Source organism: uncultured Cocleimonas sp. (assembly GCF_947495625.1).
In the GTDB taxonomy this organism is placed as follows: Bacteria; Pseudomonadota; Gammaproteobacteria; order Thiotrichales; family Thiotrichaceae; genus Cocleimonas.
In genome coordinates, this window is sequence record NZ_CANLZW010000044.1 from 21,867 (window position 1) to 36,865 (window position 14,999).

A 14,999-nucleotide genomic window follows, 5' to 3' on the forward strand; every position below is an offset into this window, starting at 1 on the left:
TTATTTAAAGAAGAGTGATCATGTCTGACTCAAGTAAAACGGTAAAAAACCAGGCGGCTTCAATTGAAGAGCATGGAAAATTTATCAAAATTATCCATTTATTATCCAGATTCTCAGGGGCGATTTCAGCTGCAATGATTGTTGCATCGGTAGTCATTACCTGTGAAATGATATTTGTAAGATTTGTACTTAACCAATCTACCATTTGGCAAACAGAAACTGTCGTTTATTTAATGATTGCTGCTACTTTACTTGGTTTGCCCTACGTCCAATTATTACGTGGACATGTAAATGTTGATCTGATTCCTCTTATGTTAAGACCAAAACCCAGAATGATTTTACAACTATTAAGTTTAACTTTATCAATAGTCATAGTAGCTATTATGGCTTTCTACGGTTTTGAATTATTTCATACTGCTTGGACAAAAGGATGGAAGTCTGACACTGTCTGGGGAGTACGCATGTGGATACCATATCTGGCACTTCCAGTAGGTTTAATTTTGTATATGCTTCAATTAATCGCAGATTCTATTAGTATTTTAAATAATTCCGGCAACAACCCAAATCTTGTTTATAAAGACATTGAGGGAGATAGTTAATGGACCCTCTCACTTTAGGTGCTGTAGTCGGTATAACAACGATTATCATATTATTCTCTGGCGTCTCTGTAGCTATCGGGCTATTTCTTGTTTCAGCACTATTTCTTTTGATATTCGATGGTGCGGGATCTCTGGAATTATTACCAGAATTGTTATTTGGAAAGCTAGATAATTTCGCCTTACTCTCTATCCCCATGTTTATCATAATGGGTTCTGCCATATCTTCCACCAGAGCAGGAGCTGACCTTTATGAAGCTTTAGAGCGCTGGATGACGAGAGTACCTGGAGGTCTGGTAGTATCTAACCTAGGCGCTTGTGCACTATTTTCCGCCATGTCTGGCTCTTCACCTGCTACCTGTGCTGCTATCGGCAAAATGGGCATTCCAGAAATGAGAAAAAGAGGCTACCCAGATACAATTGCAGCGGGATCAATAGCCGCAGGTGGAACACTTGGCATATTAATCCCACCATCCGTAACCATGATTATCTACGGTATCTCCACAGAAACCTCAATAGGAAGACTCTTTTTAGCTGGTGTAATGCCAGGCCTATTACTCGTATCACTATTTATGATCTGGACAATTTATTCAGCCAGTAGACAAGTAGATGGTGGATTAACTTCTTTAAAAACCAGTTATAGCTGGTCAGAAAAGTTTGAAGTCCTCCCTCGTGTAATTCCTTTTATACTAGTTATATTAGGCGTTTTATATGCTTTATATGGAGGAGTTGCTACGCCGTCTGAGACAGCAGCAGTAGGTGCACTGCTTACCATTATTCTGGCAATTGTTGTCTATCGATTATTTAGCCTTAAATCTTTGTGGATGATACTTCGCGATTCGACTAAAGAAAGTGTCATGATCTTATTTATCATTGGTGCTGCTGGTGTTTTCTCGTATATGTTATCCAGCTTGTTTATCACACAATCAATCGCAGAGTGGATAGGCACATTAGAAGTTAACCGCTGGGTTTTAATCTTTGTGGTGAATATTTTCTTACTAATTGCAGGTTTTTTCTTACCGCCTGTTGCAGTCATATTAATGGCTGCACCGATACTCCTACCCATAATTACAACTGCGGGTTTTGATCCTTACTGGTTTGCTGTGGTATTGACGATAAATATGGAGATCGGTTTGATTTCTCCACCTGTAGGTTTAAATTTATACGTTATTAATGGAATAGCACCTGATATCCCGCTTAAAACCATTCTTGTTGGTTCGCTACCTTTTGTTTTCTGCATGATACTAGCGATTGTTATTTTAAGCATATTCCCAAGCATTGCCACTTGGCTACCTGATATATTAATGGGGCCAGCCAGATGATTAGCGCAACGACAATTTTAAATGAATTTGTAACCCGAATTACTGATGCCGGACGTTCATTAACTGGCACAGTTCAAACAATACATATAGATACCGAAACATTATGTGACTATTTAGTTTCAGAAAAAGGAGAAGCAACTGGAGTAGCTATTGCTCATGAAGTTTTAAATAGATACAAAGCACTAGACGAGCAAGGGAAATACGCTTTTTTTCTTATGCTACTAAATAACTTCGGGTCTGATTCAAAACAGGTTGAAGCTGCTTTTAAACTATGGAAACAGCAAAGTGCATCTTCAGGAAGAGCCATACATCTGGCCACAGAACCCAAAAGTATGGAGTTAATTAGACGCCTGAATAGAGTAAAAGGCGCAACCAGTCAAATCGTAGAGATACGAAATGATCTTTTAAATTTTCTAAAAAAAGATCCCAATCTAAAACCTTTAGATAATGATTTCAAACACATATTAAGCTCTTGGTTTAATCGAGGCTTCCTTGAGTTAGAAAGCATCACCTGGTCCACATCAGCAGAAATACTTGAACGCATTATTAAGTATGAGGCAGTTCATGAAATACAAGGTTGGGATGACTTACGACGCAGGGTCATAGAAAAAGACCGTCGATTATATGCCTATTTCCATCCCGCAATGCCAAATGAGCCTTTGATTTTCGTTGAAGTTGCTTTAGTTGAAGGTATTCCATCTTCCATAGAACCAATTTTATCAGCATCACGAGAACCTATTGATCCCGACAAGGCAAACACTGCTACATTTTACTCCATATCTAATTGTCAGCCAGGCCTAAGAGGAATTTCGTTTGGTAATTTCATGATTAAAAAAGCAGTTATGGAATTACAACGTGAATATCCTTCAATAAAAACTTTTGTCACTCTATCGCCAGTACCCGGTTTACGTAGTTGGGCTGAATCAGAAATTTCTAAACCTTCAGGATTATTAAACGACTCACAGTTGATGTATTTAAAAAATCTCAATGCAACAAACAAACTCCCTTCCAATAAGGATGAGAATATTCTTCTTCGTGAAATTACCGCCAAATACCTTGTTCAAGCGCGTACTGAAAAAGACAAAATTATAGACCCTGTAGCCAGATTCCACCTAGGCAATGGTGCTTGCTTAAAGCATATTCATGCAAACGCTAATACTAACCAGGAAGGACTTTGGTCTGCCTGGGGAATGATGGTGAATTATGATTATAAGCTTAAGGACATTGAGAAAAATCACGAAGCTTTTGTTAACAAACATGAAGTAATCCACTCTTCTGATGTTCAAGCTCTGTTAAAAAAAGGATTTAAAAATGTATGATTCTAATTTCTTATTAAATCAACTTAGACAAGCGTCTATCGGGAGTGAGCAAACCATATTTGCCAAATTAGATGATGACAGCAATGTCACTTATGGTGAGTTATTTTCTAATGCAGAAAAAATTGCATCTATGCTTGTTAAAAATGGCTTAAAACCAGACGATAGAGTTTTAGTTCAGGTAAATAAATCGATTCAGGCAGTACAGTTATATTTAGGTACAATGCTAGCCGGTGGGATCTTCTTACCACTCAATACCGCTTATACATCCGAAGAAATCAGTTATTTTATATCGGATGCAACACCGGCAATTTTAATTTGTGACCCCAAAAAACTAAACACACTTGAGCCGTTGGCTGAAAAATCAGGAGTCATAAAGACTTTTACATTAGATCAGGCAGGAAATGGCTCACTAATGGATGCTGCTAATAAAGAAACAGAAGGCTTCACTGGGGTGCCTCGGACTGAAAATGATCTGGCATCGATTATTTATACTTCAGGCACAACCGGCCGATCTAAAGGCGCAATGCTTTCTGGTTTAAATCTTATTAGTAACGCTTCAACGCTAATGGATTACTGGAAATTTGATAACAAAGATGTCCTTATTCATAGCTTGCCCATTTTTCATGTACATGGACTTTTTGTGGCTATAAATATAACCTTATTAGCTGGATCTAAACTCATTTTCCATCATAATTTCGATGTCGATACTATTTTATCTGATATGAACTCTGCTTCTGTGCTCATGGGAGTGCCAACTTTCTATGTGCGTTTGCTACAAACAGAAGGACTTAATAAGACATCTACCATTAATATGCGACTTTTCGTTTCTGGGTCTGCTCCCATGCTAGAAGAAACTCATAAACAGTGGCAAGAAAAAACCGGGCACTCAATTATTGAACGCTATGGCATGTCCGAAACAAATATGAATACATCGAATCCTTATGATGGAGAGCGCAAAGCAGGAACAGTAGGGCTACCACTGCCAAATACTGAGGTAATCGTTGCTGATCCCGAATCTGGCAAACCATTAAATCCAGGAGAAGTCGGTTCGGTAGAAATCAGGGGACCGAATGTTTTTTCAGGTTATTGGAATATGCCAGAAAAAACTGCCGAAGAAATACGCGAAAACGGGTTCTTTATAACAGGAGACCTGGGTGTTTTTGGAGAAGATGGCTATTTGTCCATTGTCGGACGATCAAAAGATTTGGTAATCAGCGGTGGCTATAATATCTACCCTAAAGAGTTAGAACTACTCATCGATGATATAGAGGGTGTCAATGAAAGCGCCGTCATCGGCCTTCCGGATAAAGATTTTGGAGAAAAAATCGCTGCTGTTATTGTTAAAGATAATTCTTCTGAAATCAGCGAAAATGTAATTTTTAAAGAACTTGAATCCAAACTAGCTCGTTTCAAACAACCTAGGCACATTATCTTTGTAGATGAGCTTCCTAGAAACACCATGGGAAAAGTGCAAAAAAACAGCTTAAGAGAGACATACCAAAATTTATAAAAGGTATTTAGTTCAAGGCCTTAGCTAGTGATGAGTTTAATCACTACAAGCACGAGCAATCCTGCAAAGATACGTTTAATCAAAACAACAGGAATTCTATGTGCAAGTTTTGCCCCATAAGGAGCGGCTATAGCCGTCGCTGAAATAATACTTAATGCAGCAATTAGATTTATATAACCAATACTCCAATCAGACATCAATTCAGATTTCCAACCAGATATAATAAAACCTAAAGTTCCAGTCACGGCAATAGGTAAACCTATAGCTGCGGATGTTGCAACCGCTTTACGAATTGAAACATTGCACCAAGCCAGGAAAGGAACATTCAATGCCCCTCCCCCAATACCGAACAAAGAAGAGATCGACCCAACAATGATACCTACACCTATCAAACCTTTTTTTTCAGGTAATGAACGTTGGGGTTTGGGTTGTTTATTCAGGGCAAACTGTATTGCAACAAGCAATAAAAATGGGGCGAATATGAGTTTTAGAATATCACTGGGTAAAGCATCTGCAACTAGTGTTCCAATCCAGGCGCCTAGAATTATCCCCGGAGTCATTTTCCAGAACACATCCCAGATGATAGCCTTATGCACTTGATGTACACGTATAGAAGAAATTGAAGTAAATACAATGGTGGCTAACGAAGTCCCAATTGCACTGTGCATAATAATAGAAGGATCTAGACCTTGATATTCGAACACCAATACCAAAACAGGTACGATGACTACTCCGCCACCTATTCCCAATAATCCCGCAAATAAACCTGCAACTGAACCTGTGACCAACAATAAAAGAACATCACCCATAGAAACTTAAGTTTATTTAAACTGAAAGCTCGGGATTATAGATGATTACTTATTAATTAGATTCAAAAACTCTTCACGCGTTTTAGCATTTTCGCGGAATGTGCCTAACATCATGGATGATATTGTAGATGAGCCTTGCTTTTCAACGCCGCGCATCATCATACAAAAATGTTGTGCCTCGATGACCACACCGACACTGCTAGAACCTGTCGCATATTTAATCGCTTCTGCAATTTGCTTGGTCATATTCTCTTGAATCTGCAAGCGTCTTGCGTACATATCAGTGATGCGTGCAACTTTGGATAAACCGATGACTTTACCCTCTGGCAAATACGCGACGTGTACTTTGCCGACAAATGGCAACAAATGATGTTCGCACAATGAATACATTTCGATATCTTTTACAATCACCATTTGGTCATTATCAGAATCAAACACCGCACCATTGATGACTTCATCAAGGTCTTGATCATAACCTTTGGTTAGAAACTCCATTGCTTTTGCAGCTCGTTCTGGCGTTTTTTGAAGCCCATCACGACTAACATCTTCGCCCATATTAGTCAGTAATTCTGAGTAGAGTTTGCTGTTATCCATTTGTTATCCTTCCTTGTATTTTTTATCGTTTTCTATTGGGTTTAATCTTTATTGCATTTTATAGAATTATTTTACTTATGCTTTCAGTGAGTTGCATAATCACTGATGGCTGGCATAAAAGATAATTCCTGTAGTTTTTAAAAGGCATTTATCGTAAATGGCACCCCCCTACTTTGGAGGACTTTTTTAACGACTTACAATTTACGTTTAATTTACTTTCGTATCGGTGTAATCGTAAAGCGCCAATCCGAACCTATTGATCGTATATCATGAATCGTTAAATCTATTGTATCTTTCATATTATCCAGCCCCGGGATTGCCAACAGCCCACGCGCATCATCACCCATAATTTTAGGCGCCATATAAAGCACGATCTCATCGACATAGCCTTGTTGCAACAATGCACCGCAAAGCGTGGCACCGGCTTCGACATGGATTTCATTGATTTGCTGTTGCGCCAGATCAATCAGAATAGCGTTCAAATCTAGACCTTGAGAATTCGAATCAGTTTCTACAAAAGCGACTTTTGCACCTTCGGACTCAATCTGTTGAATCTTATCGCTATGCTTTTTCTTGGTATCAGCGCTGGAATAAATCAGTGTATCGCCTTCCAGAGCTAGCATTTTAGCCTCTGAAGATAATGCTAAGTGCGAATCTAATACGACGCGTAAAGGTTGATTTACTGGCCCATTGATCCCTAACTCATCAGCAGTCAATCTCACATTCAACGAAGGATCATCATCAATCGCAGTCCCCGAACCCGTTAAAATAGCATCGGCTTTAGCGCGTAAAAACTGCACATCTTTTCTCGCCTCAGGGCCTGTTATCCATTGGCTTTCACCTGACGCCATCGCTGTTTTACCATCGAGACTCATGGCGAGTTTTACTCTGACCCAGGGCAGCCCAGTTTCCATACGTTTGATAAAACCCGGGTTTAGTGCTCTTGATTGTGCTTCTAAAACGCCTACTTCGACGTCGATACCAGCATCTCTTAGCAGCTGGATTCCGCGACCGGCAACTTGAGGGTTAGGGTCTTGCATGGCAATTACCACGCGTGAAAATTTTTCTTTAATAAGCGCTGTAGCACAAGGCGGTGTTTTACCCGTATGCGAACAGGGTTCTAAAGTAACGTATGCTGTAGCGCCAACAAGCGAACTGGTCGCAGCAGCGATTGCATTGACTTCAGCATGCCCTTGACCTGCATACTGGTGATAACCTTCCCCGATTATTTCGCCATCTTTAACGATGACACTACCCACACGTGGATTAGGATGAGTCGTGTATTGACCTTTTTGAGCCAACTGAATAGCTCGCGCCATAAAAGCATGATCTTGAGCATTCATTTGAGGTGAGGTTTGCTTACTCATAAAGAAGATAAAAAGAGAAATGGATTAAGACAGTATAACGATAAATTGAGAGGTCTATCGATTTACGTCCCCGGAAGTTTATTCTGGCGTTTTTTAAGCTCTGGGCTAGGAGAATTCTCAAGCCCTTCAATGGCATCGATAAACTCACCAATATCATTAAAGTCACGATAAACCGAGGCGAAACGAATATACGCAACATCATCCAGCTTGCGTAATTCTTCCATCACGAATTCACCAATCAGATTGGTCGTTAAATCAGATTTATCGTTTTTATCCGTAGAACCTTCGCGCGCAAGAATACGCTTCTGGATATCCATCACTGCACGGTCGATGGATTTAGAATCAACAGGACGTTTTTGCGTTGCTCGCATTAGTCCTGCTCTAAGTTTATGCTCGTTAAATGCCTGTTTTTCACCGCCTGACTTGGTCACTTGCGGCATATTAAATACAGCTATTTCATAGGTACTAAAACGTTCGTTGCAGGAAGTACACTCCCTGCGACGACGTACTTGATCGCCCTCACTGGCAAGACGCGAATCTACTACTCGAGTATCATCTTCTCCACAGAAAGGACAATGCATAAATTAGCTTCCGACTTATTTGTAAACAGGTAAACGCTGACAAATTTCAGTCACTTTACCGCGTACTTCTTCGATCACGCTGGTATCGTTTTCATCTTTTGCGATTGATTCCAATACGTCACAAATCCAATGCGCAAGTTGCGAACTGTCTTCTGCGTTAAAACCACGCGTAGTAATTGCAGGAGAACCAATACGTAGACCACTCGTTACGAATGGAGATTGCGGATCGTTAGGCACAGAGTTCTTGTTAACCGTGATGTGAGCGTTACCCAAAGCAGCATCTGCCACTTTACCGGTTAATCCTTTGTCGATGAGATCAAGCAGGAATAAGTGATTTTCAGTACCGCCAGAAACGATGTTGAAACCACGCTCCATAAAGGTATTCGCCATTGCCTGTGCGTTAACCACAACCTGCTTTTGGTATTCAGTAAATGCTGGCTCTAATGCTTCTTTGAACGCTACCGCTTTACCTGCGATCGCATGCATTAACGGACCACCCTGAGTACCCGGGAAAACCAAAGAGTTTAACTTCTTTTCAATCTCAGGATTCGCTTTTGCCAGGATGATTCCACCACGAGGACCACGTAATGTTTTGTGTGTAGTCGATGTGGTTACATCAGCAATCTGTACTGGAGATGGGTAAATACCTGCAGCAACCAAACCGGCAACGTGAGCCATATCGACAAATAAATAGGCACCCACTTCATCAGCGATATCACGGAATTTCTGCCAATCGACAACTTGTGAATAAGCGGAGAAACCAGCAATAATCATTTTTGGCTTATGTTCACGCGCTAAATTAGCAACTTCTTCGTAATCAATAATGCCTTTATCATCTATGCCGTACTGAACCGCATTGTAAACTTTACCGGAAAAACTGACGTGTGAACCATGTGTAAGATGTCCGCCATCAGATAGAGACATACCAAGAATTGTATCTCCTGGCTCAACAAGCGCCATATAAACCGCAAGATTCGCAGAAGAGCCTGAATGCGGCTGTACATTCGCATAATCTGCACCAAATAATTCTTTAACACGATCGATTGCTAACTGCTCTGCAACATCAACGTATTCACAACCACCGTAATAACGCTTACCCGGGTAACCTTCGGCATACTTATTAGTTAGCACAGAACCTTGTGCTTCCATCACGCGAGGGCTCGTGTAGTTTTCAGAAGCGATCAACTCAATGTGATCTTCCTGTCGTTGTACTTCAGAGGCTATAGCAGCAGCAAGTTCTGGATCGTAACTTGCGATTGTCATATCTTTAGAAAACATTGTTGAATGCTCCAGATTATTTCAGAAAAGAGCGACATAATAACGCAAAAATTCTAAATAGATAATGCTATAACGACATCTTTTTGCTCTTCTAGGCTGAAGAATGCAGAGAACACCCGAAATTCATTTTAAGCCAACTGATTTTTTCATGAAGCCCCCCCCTACTTATGGGCAGTTTTTATCCTATGAATTTTCAAATAGGTCATGCATGCTCTACAACCTCCCATAACCAACACAGTTCAACCAAGTGTTATGTTTGTTAAAAATAAGAGTTAACCAACCATGGAAACAGTCTCAATCGTGGTAGATGTGCAAAACGTCTATTACACAACCAGGCAAGCTTACAAACGAAATTTTGATTACAACAAATTTTGGGCACAAGCGACTAAAAACAGAAAACTTGTAAAAGCGACTGCGTATGCAATTGAAAGTCAGGATGAAAAGCAAAGACAGTTTCAAAATATACTCAGAGCCATTGGCTTTGAGGTGAAATTAAAACCCTATATCCAGCGTTCGGATGGTTCCGCAAAAGGAGACTGGGACGTGGGTATCGCCTTAGATGCGATGGAATATGCGGAACAAAGTGATACGGTTATTCTGGTATCCGGCGATGGTGATTTTGATTTACTCGCGAATCGTATGCAAAGTAAACATCATGCATCGGTTGTCGTTTATGGCGTGGAACCATTAACGGCAGCGTCTTTAATTAATGCAGCGAATCAGTTTGTCCCTATTGATTCTAATCTATTGTTGTAGCCTGATTAATACGACATTTAAACGATACTAAATGGCACCCCCCACCTTTGGGGCACTTTTTGTGACTCACTTCAGCAGAAAATTAATGACTCGATTAAAGTTCGGTTGCCAATCTACCCATTTATGTCCACCATCGTAGATAAAATACTCGTGCTCTCGTCCATTTTTCTGCAATAGCTCATGAAATCTTTGATTCGTTCTAATAATATTGGGCTGATCTTTATCTCCCCAGATTAGTTGTAGACGTATTTTTTGCAGCGCTACATTATTCTTATCTGACCAGACACTTCTAATGCTTTGTGATTCATCACCATTATAAAGTTTGGGGCCGAAGATTCGTTTCAAAGGGAAAAATAGACGGACGAGTAAAGGCACCTTTGCATCCTGTTTATTCTCATTACTCAATACAGGCGTGCTTATCGCACTGAGACTTGAAAAACTGTTTTTATAAATACTAGCCATGCGTAAAGCACCAAAGCCGCCCATGGATATTGCCATCAAGCTGCAATGTTCGGGACAATCCAGCGTATTATAATCTTTTTGTACTTTAGGAAGGATGTCCTGCATCACCCAGTCGCGATAATTATGCGAGCCATCATACCAATTTTCCCAGAAGCCCTTACCACCATTCGGCGTAACTAAAATAAAACGAGGCAATTGACCCGCGTTGATTTGTTGGTCGAAGTAACGATGAGTTTTGTATTGCTCCAGAGTATTATGATCATCTCGAGCACCGTGTAGAAATAGCACCAGCGGCAGTCTTTCTGTCTTGACCCAGTTCGGCGGTGTGTAAACGCCATACTCGATGGTTTTATCTAAACTGCTGGTTGGGATTTTTTCATACGCCAACTCTGTTCCTTTAAAACTGGAACAGCCCACTTGAACAAAAAACAAGCCAATGAAAGCCACCTGTTTCATTAATCTAATAAAGTTATGGTAATTAGGCATATTTATTAGGCTAAATGATTAGTCCTTAAAAAACAAATACACCCCCCTACTTTGGGGCAGTTTTTTTAATAAGTTTAAAAGAGATGTTTTTCAAACAGCAAACCCGAGTGATAAACTCCGCGAATGAATAATGAAAAACGCTATGAAATTTTCAGACGCTTTCGAGAAGCTAACCCACACCCAACCACCGAACTTGAATTTGATTCCCCTTTTGAATTATTAGTTGCAGTTACATTATCTGCGCAGGCAACCGATGTCAGTGTGAATAAAGCAACCGCAAAACTATTTCCGGTAGCGAATACACCCGAAGCCATTTATGCCTTGGGAGAAGATGGCTTGAAGGAATACATCAAAACAATTGGTTTGTATAATAGCAAAGCTAAAAATGTGATTGCGGCTTGCAAAATGCTCATTGATCTTCATCACTCTGAAGTGCCTGACGATCGAGAAGCGTTAGAAGCATTACCCGGTGTTGGCCGAAAAACCGCCAATGTGGTTTTAAATACCGCATTCGGACACCCCACAATGGCCGTCGATACGCATATTTTTCGTGTATCCAATCGAACAGGAATCGCAAAAGGCAAAAATGTCGTTGAAGTTGAAAAAAAACTACTACACTTTGTGCCTAAAGAATTTCTAGTCGATGCACACCATTGGTTAATTTTACACGGGCGTTACATCTGTGTTGCGAGGAAACCCAGATGTGGCGCCTGTTTGATTAGTGATTTATGTGATTATAAAGAGAAAAATCTATGACTAACTCCACTTCATCCGACAATGCTCATAATTTTCGTGTCGCCATATTAGATGAAACCACCTTTAATCCGGGAGATCTGGATTTAGAGGCTTTGGTTGAATTGGCACATGATTGTCAGCGTTACCCAAATACCAGCCCAGAGCAGCGACTCGAACGCCTCGAAGGCATCAATGTTGCAATCGCTAATAAGGTCGTTTTTGATCGTGAATTATTAGCGCAATGCCCACAACTCAAAGCTATTTTATTAACCGCTACCGGCATGGATAATGTCGATCTTGAAGCGTGTGAAGAAATGGGAATCGACACTTACAATGTAACAAACTATGGGACTCCTTCTGTTTCTCAACATGTTTTAACATTAATACTGGCGCTATCGACCTCTTTGAATGATTACCAGACAATGACGCGTAATGGCGGTTGGTCAAAGAGCGAACATTTCAGTAGCCTGCAATTTCCTATTCGTGAATTAGCAGGAAAAACCATAGGTCTCGTTGGTTACGGCACCTTAGCCAAAGGCGTCGAAAGAATTGCCAGAGCATTTGACATGAATGTGTTAATCGCCGCTCGGGCGGGCTCTGATACTGCGCCTGATGGACGTTTATTGCTGGATGATTTATTACCCCTTGTTGATGTATTGAGTCTGCATTGCCCACTCACAGCTGAGACCCACAAACTGATTAATCGCGAAACTTTAGAAAAGATGAAATCAGATGCCATTTTAATCAATACCGCCCGCGGTGCTGTGGTTGATAACGCAGAATTGGCGCAAGCACTGAGAGATGGCGTGATAGCCGGAGCAGGTATCGATGTACTGGAACAAGAACCGCCACCAGCAGATCATCCATTATTAGCCGCCGATATTCCTAACCTGATTGTGACCCCGCATGTTGCCTGGGCTGCCATTGAAGCGAGACAACGTGTGGTAAATAAGACAACACAGAATCTTAGAGATTGGCTGTCTAAACAAGAACAACCAGAAATCGAAGTTGCAGAAACGTAACAGCAGAAATTTAATAATAAGCAAACAGCAACACAGCATTAATTATTAAAAGTTTATACCTAGTTTCATTTCGCTGTACCAATTCAATACGGTATAGCGAAATGTGACTTTATTCACAGAACTCCGTTTGCATATAAGATATTTTGTCACTATGGCTAAACGTCCGAATATCTGTGATTACCATGATGTCTATGAAGCAGAAGTGACAGACACTTTCTGTGACCCTATTTTTAATAAACGCAACATCATTGCAGAAGGCGACTCCTGGTTCACTATTGGTGGTCAAAGCTTACAATACCCCTGGTTTACCAATATCCTATATACCTTGCGTTTTAGCGAAGAAGTGTTGATTCTGAATCTCGCTGAACCTGGCGACACCATCAAACATATCTCTTCGATGCCACGCGATCAGTCGTTTAAATTCGCCATTGAAGAACATACTACGACACCATGGGATGCGATAATTTTGAGTGCTGGGGGCAATGACCTCATCGACAAAGCACGCACTTTAATTAAAAATCGCTTAGAACGACAGGGAGATATCATCCGTAAACCTGCCGATTATTGCAAACAGATTGAAGTGAATAACTTCCTGCAAAATATCGAAAACCACTACCGTCGTTTGGCGACTATTCGTGGCAATCACGCCATTCCAATCGTTTTACATACCTACGATTACCCGACACCACGCGATGCACCTGCGCGCTTCTTTGGCGTAGGTTTGCTCGGCCCCTGGCTTTATCCCTGCATGAAAAATGCCGAGATCCCAAAAACGGATTGGCAAGCATTGAGTGATTATTTATTTGATCAACTCGCCGTGCGACTTTTGAGTCTGGAAAATGGTGCAAATCCCATCGCTAATTTTCACGTGGTTGATACGCGCCATCTACTCACGCGAGCTGCACTGGATAGCACAGGTGAAAGTGGCGACTGGATGAATGAGATTCACCCGAATAAAAACGGCTATAAAAAAATTGCGCATAAAATTGAACAAAAGCTTAAAATGATCAACGCGATTCATTAAATTTTATGGTAATTATGTCTTCTGACAACGCTTCAAATATAACTTCATCCGACCAATACGAACAACAACGCGAACAGCTGCGTCAGTTTTATTGCGATACCTGGGATAAACACCTCAAACAAAAACAGACGCTGACCGATCTCGAACAGCAAGTGACCGCTGTGATCAAAGAGCACCCAGAATATCATGGCTTGTTAGAAAACAAAGAAGCCAGTGTTAACGCCGAATATTTGCCGGAGATGGGAGAAAATAATCCTTTTTTACACATGGGCATGCACTTGGGTATTCGAGAGCAAGTAACGACTAACCGCCCTGTTGGCATCGCTGAACTTTATCAACGTTTGGTTGCCTTAAAAGGAGTACACGATACCGAGCATGAAATGATGGAATGTTTATCAGAAGCGATGTGGCAGGCACAGCAGAATAATATCGCGCCTGATGAAAATAGCTATCTGGATTGTCTGGGTAAGATGGAAGAAAAGTTTCGGACGAATAAAGGCTAAACTCATTCACCTCCATTGAAAATTGTATTCGTTGTAACCTTAAATCTAACTAAGCGATTTACAAACATGACACACACTAAAACAATCACACGTTGTAGCTTTTATGCACTTTCATTATTGATAATTAGTGCTTGTTCTAGTTCATCCAGCACAACGACTGATTCCGCTAAAAGCAAAGTAGATGACGCTATTCCAGTCAGTGTTGAACAAAAAATCGAGACGGGCATTGTTTTAGCCGTCAGAATTATAGAGGTAGCACCAGAACCGATTCACTCCTACGGTAATGTTGGTGTGAATGTAGATTCAAGTGGAACCTCGGGAATTCAGGGATCAATTGATCTAAAGACCTTAAGCACCCTCTACCGAAACGCAACCAAAGACAAAACAGCGCAAGAATTAATCGTTAAAAAAGATATTGGTGAAACCGTAGCAATTACGCAATCGACCAAAGAAATTTTTAAAGTTGGTGATCGAATAAAAGTACTGAAAAGAGATGGAAAAGCAGTCGTTATTCACTAATTACTTTTAATTCACTTATATAAATAACAAAGGTCACCCCCCAGGGCAAACGCATTATAATCATAAGTTAAACAGCGTTTTGAACCGAAAGTTATCATTCCAAGCGGCTTTAAGCC

Annotated in this window: 16 protein-coding genes; 10 read left to right on the forward strand and 6 right to left on the reverse strand. The window is 40.6% G+C overall.

Translation table 11 applies throughout. The features are described 5' to 3' along the window. The first annotated feature begins 20 nt into the window (after positions 1-20). From Q1A31_RS18795 to Q1A31_RS18810, 4 genes are read left to right on the forward strand one after another with little or no spacing between them, the layout of a single operon-like run. Positions 21-599 carry a TRAP transporter small permease gene (locus tag Q1A31_RS18795; protein WP_299880586.1) on the forward strand — a complete coding sequence of 193 codons (579 nt, stop codon included), beginning with the start codon at positions 21-23 and terminating at the stop codon, positions 597-599. Further along, entirely contained in the window at positions 599-1,918 is a 1,320-nt protein-coding gene (locus Q1A31_RS18800) for a TRAP transporter large permease (protein WP_299880588.1), read from the forward strand. The genes Q1A31_RS18795 and Q1A31_RS18800 overlap by 1 nt, the downstream gene beginning before the upstream one ends. Next, on the forward strand, positions 1,915-3,237 hold the full coding sequence (locus Q1A31_RS18805) for a malonyl-CoA decarboxylase (protein WP_299880592.1): 1,323 nt from the start codon (positions 1,915-1,917) through the stop codon (positions 3,235-3,237). The genes Q1A31_RS18800 and Q1A31_RS18805 overlap by 4 nt, the downstream gene beginning before the upstream one ends. Beyond that, positions 3,230-4,747 carry a malonyl-CoA synthase gene (locus tag Q1A31_RS18810; RefSeq protein WP_299880594.1) on the forward strand — a complete coding sequence of 506 codons (1,518 nt, stop codon included), beginning with the start codon at positions 3,230-3,232 and terminating at the stop codon, positions 4,745-4,747. Before Q1A31_RS18805 ends, Q1A31_RS18810 begins: the two co-directional genes overlap by 8 nt. 20 nt (positions 4,748-4,767) lie before the next feature. On the opposite strand, the gene Q1A31_RS18815 is transcribed toward Q1A31_RS18810, so the two are convergent. The 5 genes from Q1A31_RS18815 to glyA form a co-directional block, all read right to left on the reverse strand. Next, positions 4,768-5,556: a sulfite exporter TauE/SafE family protein gene (locus tag Q1A31_RS18815; protein WP_299880597.1), complete on the reverse strand. Its 789-nt coding sequence runs from the start codon at positions 5,554-5,556 to the stop codon at positions 4,768-4,770. Between the two features lie 45 nt (positions 5,557-5,601). After that, positions 5,602-6,150 (reverse strand): GTP cyclohydrolase I FolE, encoded by a 549-nt coding sequence (gene folE, locus Q1A31_RS18820; protein WP_299880600.1) that lies wholly within the window; start codon positions 6,148-6,150, stop codon positions 5,602-5,604. Positions 6,151-6,362: 212 nt separating this feature from the next. Beyond that, positions 6,363-7,493: a bifunctional diaminohydroxyphosphoribosylaminopyrimidine deaminase/5-amino-6-(5-phosphoribosylamino)uracil reductase RibD gene (ribD, locus tag Q1A31_RS18825; RefSeq protein WP_299880603.1), complete on the reverse strand. Its 1,131-nt coding sequence runs from the start codon at positions 7,491-7,493 to the stop codon at positions 6,363-6,365. Positions 7,494-7,579: 86 nt separating this feature from the next. Continuing rightward, the gene (gene nrdR, locus Q1A31_RS18830; protein WP_131905420.1) at positions 7,580-8,098 is read right to left on the reverse strand and encodes a transcriptional regulator NrdR; all 519 of its coding nucleotides are present in this window, start codon (positions 8,096-8,098) and stop codon (positions 7,580-7,582) included. Between the two features lie 15 nt (positions 8,099-8,113). After that, on the reverse strand, positions 8,114-9,376 hold the full coding sequence (gene glyA, locus Q1A31_RS18835) for a serine hydroxymethyltransferase (protein ID WP_299880608.1): 1,263 nt from the start codon (positions 9,374-9,376) through the stop codon (positions 8,114-8,116). A gap of 282 nt (positions 9,377-9,658) precedes the next feature. On the opposite strand from glyA, the gene Q1A31_RS18840 reads away from it, so the two are divergent. Next, positions 9,659-10,132 carry an NYN domain-containing protein gene (locus Q1A31_RS18840; protein WP_299880610.1) on the forward strand — a complete coding sequence of 158 codons (474 nt, stop codon included), beginning with the start codon at positions 9,659-9,661 and terminating at the stop codon, positions 10,130-10,132. Between the two features lie 66 nt (positions 10,133-10,198). Here Q1A31_RS18840 and Q1A31_RS18845 read toward each other — a convergent pair whose 3' ends face one another. Continuing rightward, positions 10,199-11,080 carry an esterase family protein gene (locus Q1A31_RS18845; RefSeq protein ID WP_299880611.1) on the reverse strand — a complete coding sequence of 294 codons (882 nt, stop codon included), beginning with the start codon at positions 11,078-11,080 and terminating at the stop codon, positions 10,199-10,201. Between the two features lie 123 nt (positions 11,081-11,203). On the opposite strand from Q1A31_RS18845, the gene nth reads away from it, so the two are divergent. From nth to Q1A31_RS18870, 5 genes are all read left to right on the forward strand, one after another. Next, complete coding sequence (gene nth / locus Q1A31_RS18850) at positions 11,204-11,836, forward strand: endonuclease III (RefSeq protein WP_131905425.1); 633 nt, start codon at positions 11,204-11,206, stop codon at positions 11,834-11,836. Next, a complete protein-coding gene (locus Q1A31_RS18855) occupies positions 11,833-12,837 on the forward strand; it encodes a D-2-hydroxyacid dehydrogenase (protein ID WP_299880617.1) in 1,005 nt (334 codons plus the stop codon). Before nth ends, Q1A31_RS18855 begins: the two co-directional genes overlap by 4 nt. Positions 12,838-12,988: 151 nt before the next feature. Then, entirely contained in the window at positions 12,989-13,861 is an 873-nt protein-coding gene (locus Q1A31_RS18860; RefSeq protein WP_299880620.1) for an SGNH/GDSL hydrolase family protein, read from the forward strand. 14 nt (positions 13,862-13,875) lie between these two features. Next, entirely contained in the window at positions 13,876-14,364 is a 489-nt protein-coding gene (locus Q1A31_RS18865; RefSeq protein ID WP_299880623.1) for a DUF1841 family protein, read from the forward strand. Positions 14,365-14,430: 66 nt separating this feature from the next. After that, positions 14,431-14,883 (forward strand): hypothetical protein, encoded by a 453-nt coding sequence (locus Q1A31_RS18870; protein ID WP_299880626.1) that lies wholly within the window; start codon positions 14,431-14,433, stop codon positions 14,881-14,883. Positions 14,884-14,999: the final 116 nt, after the last annotated feature.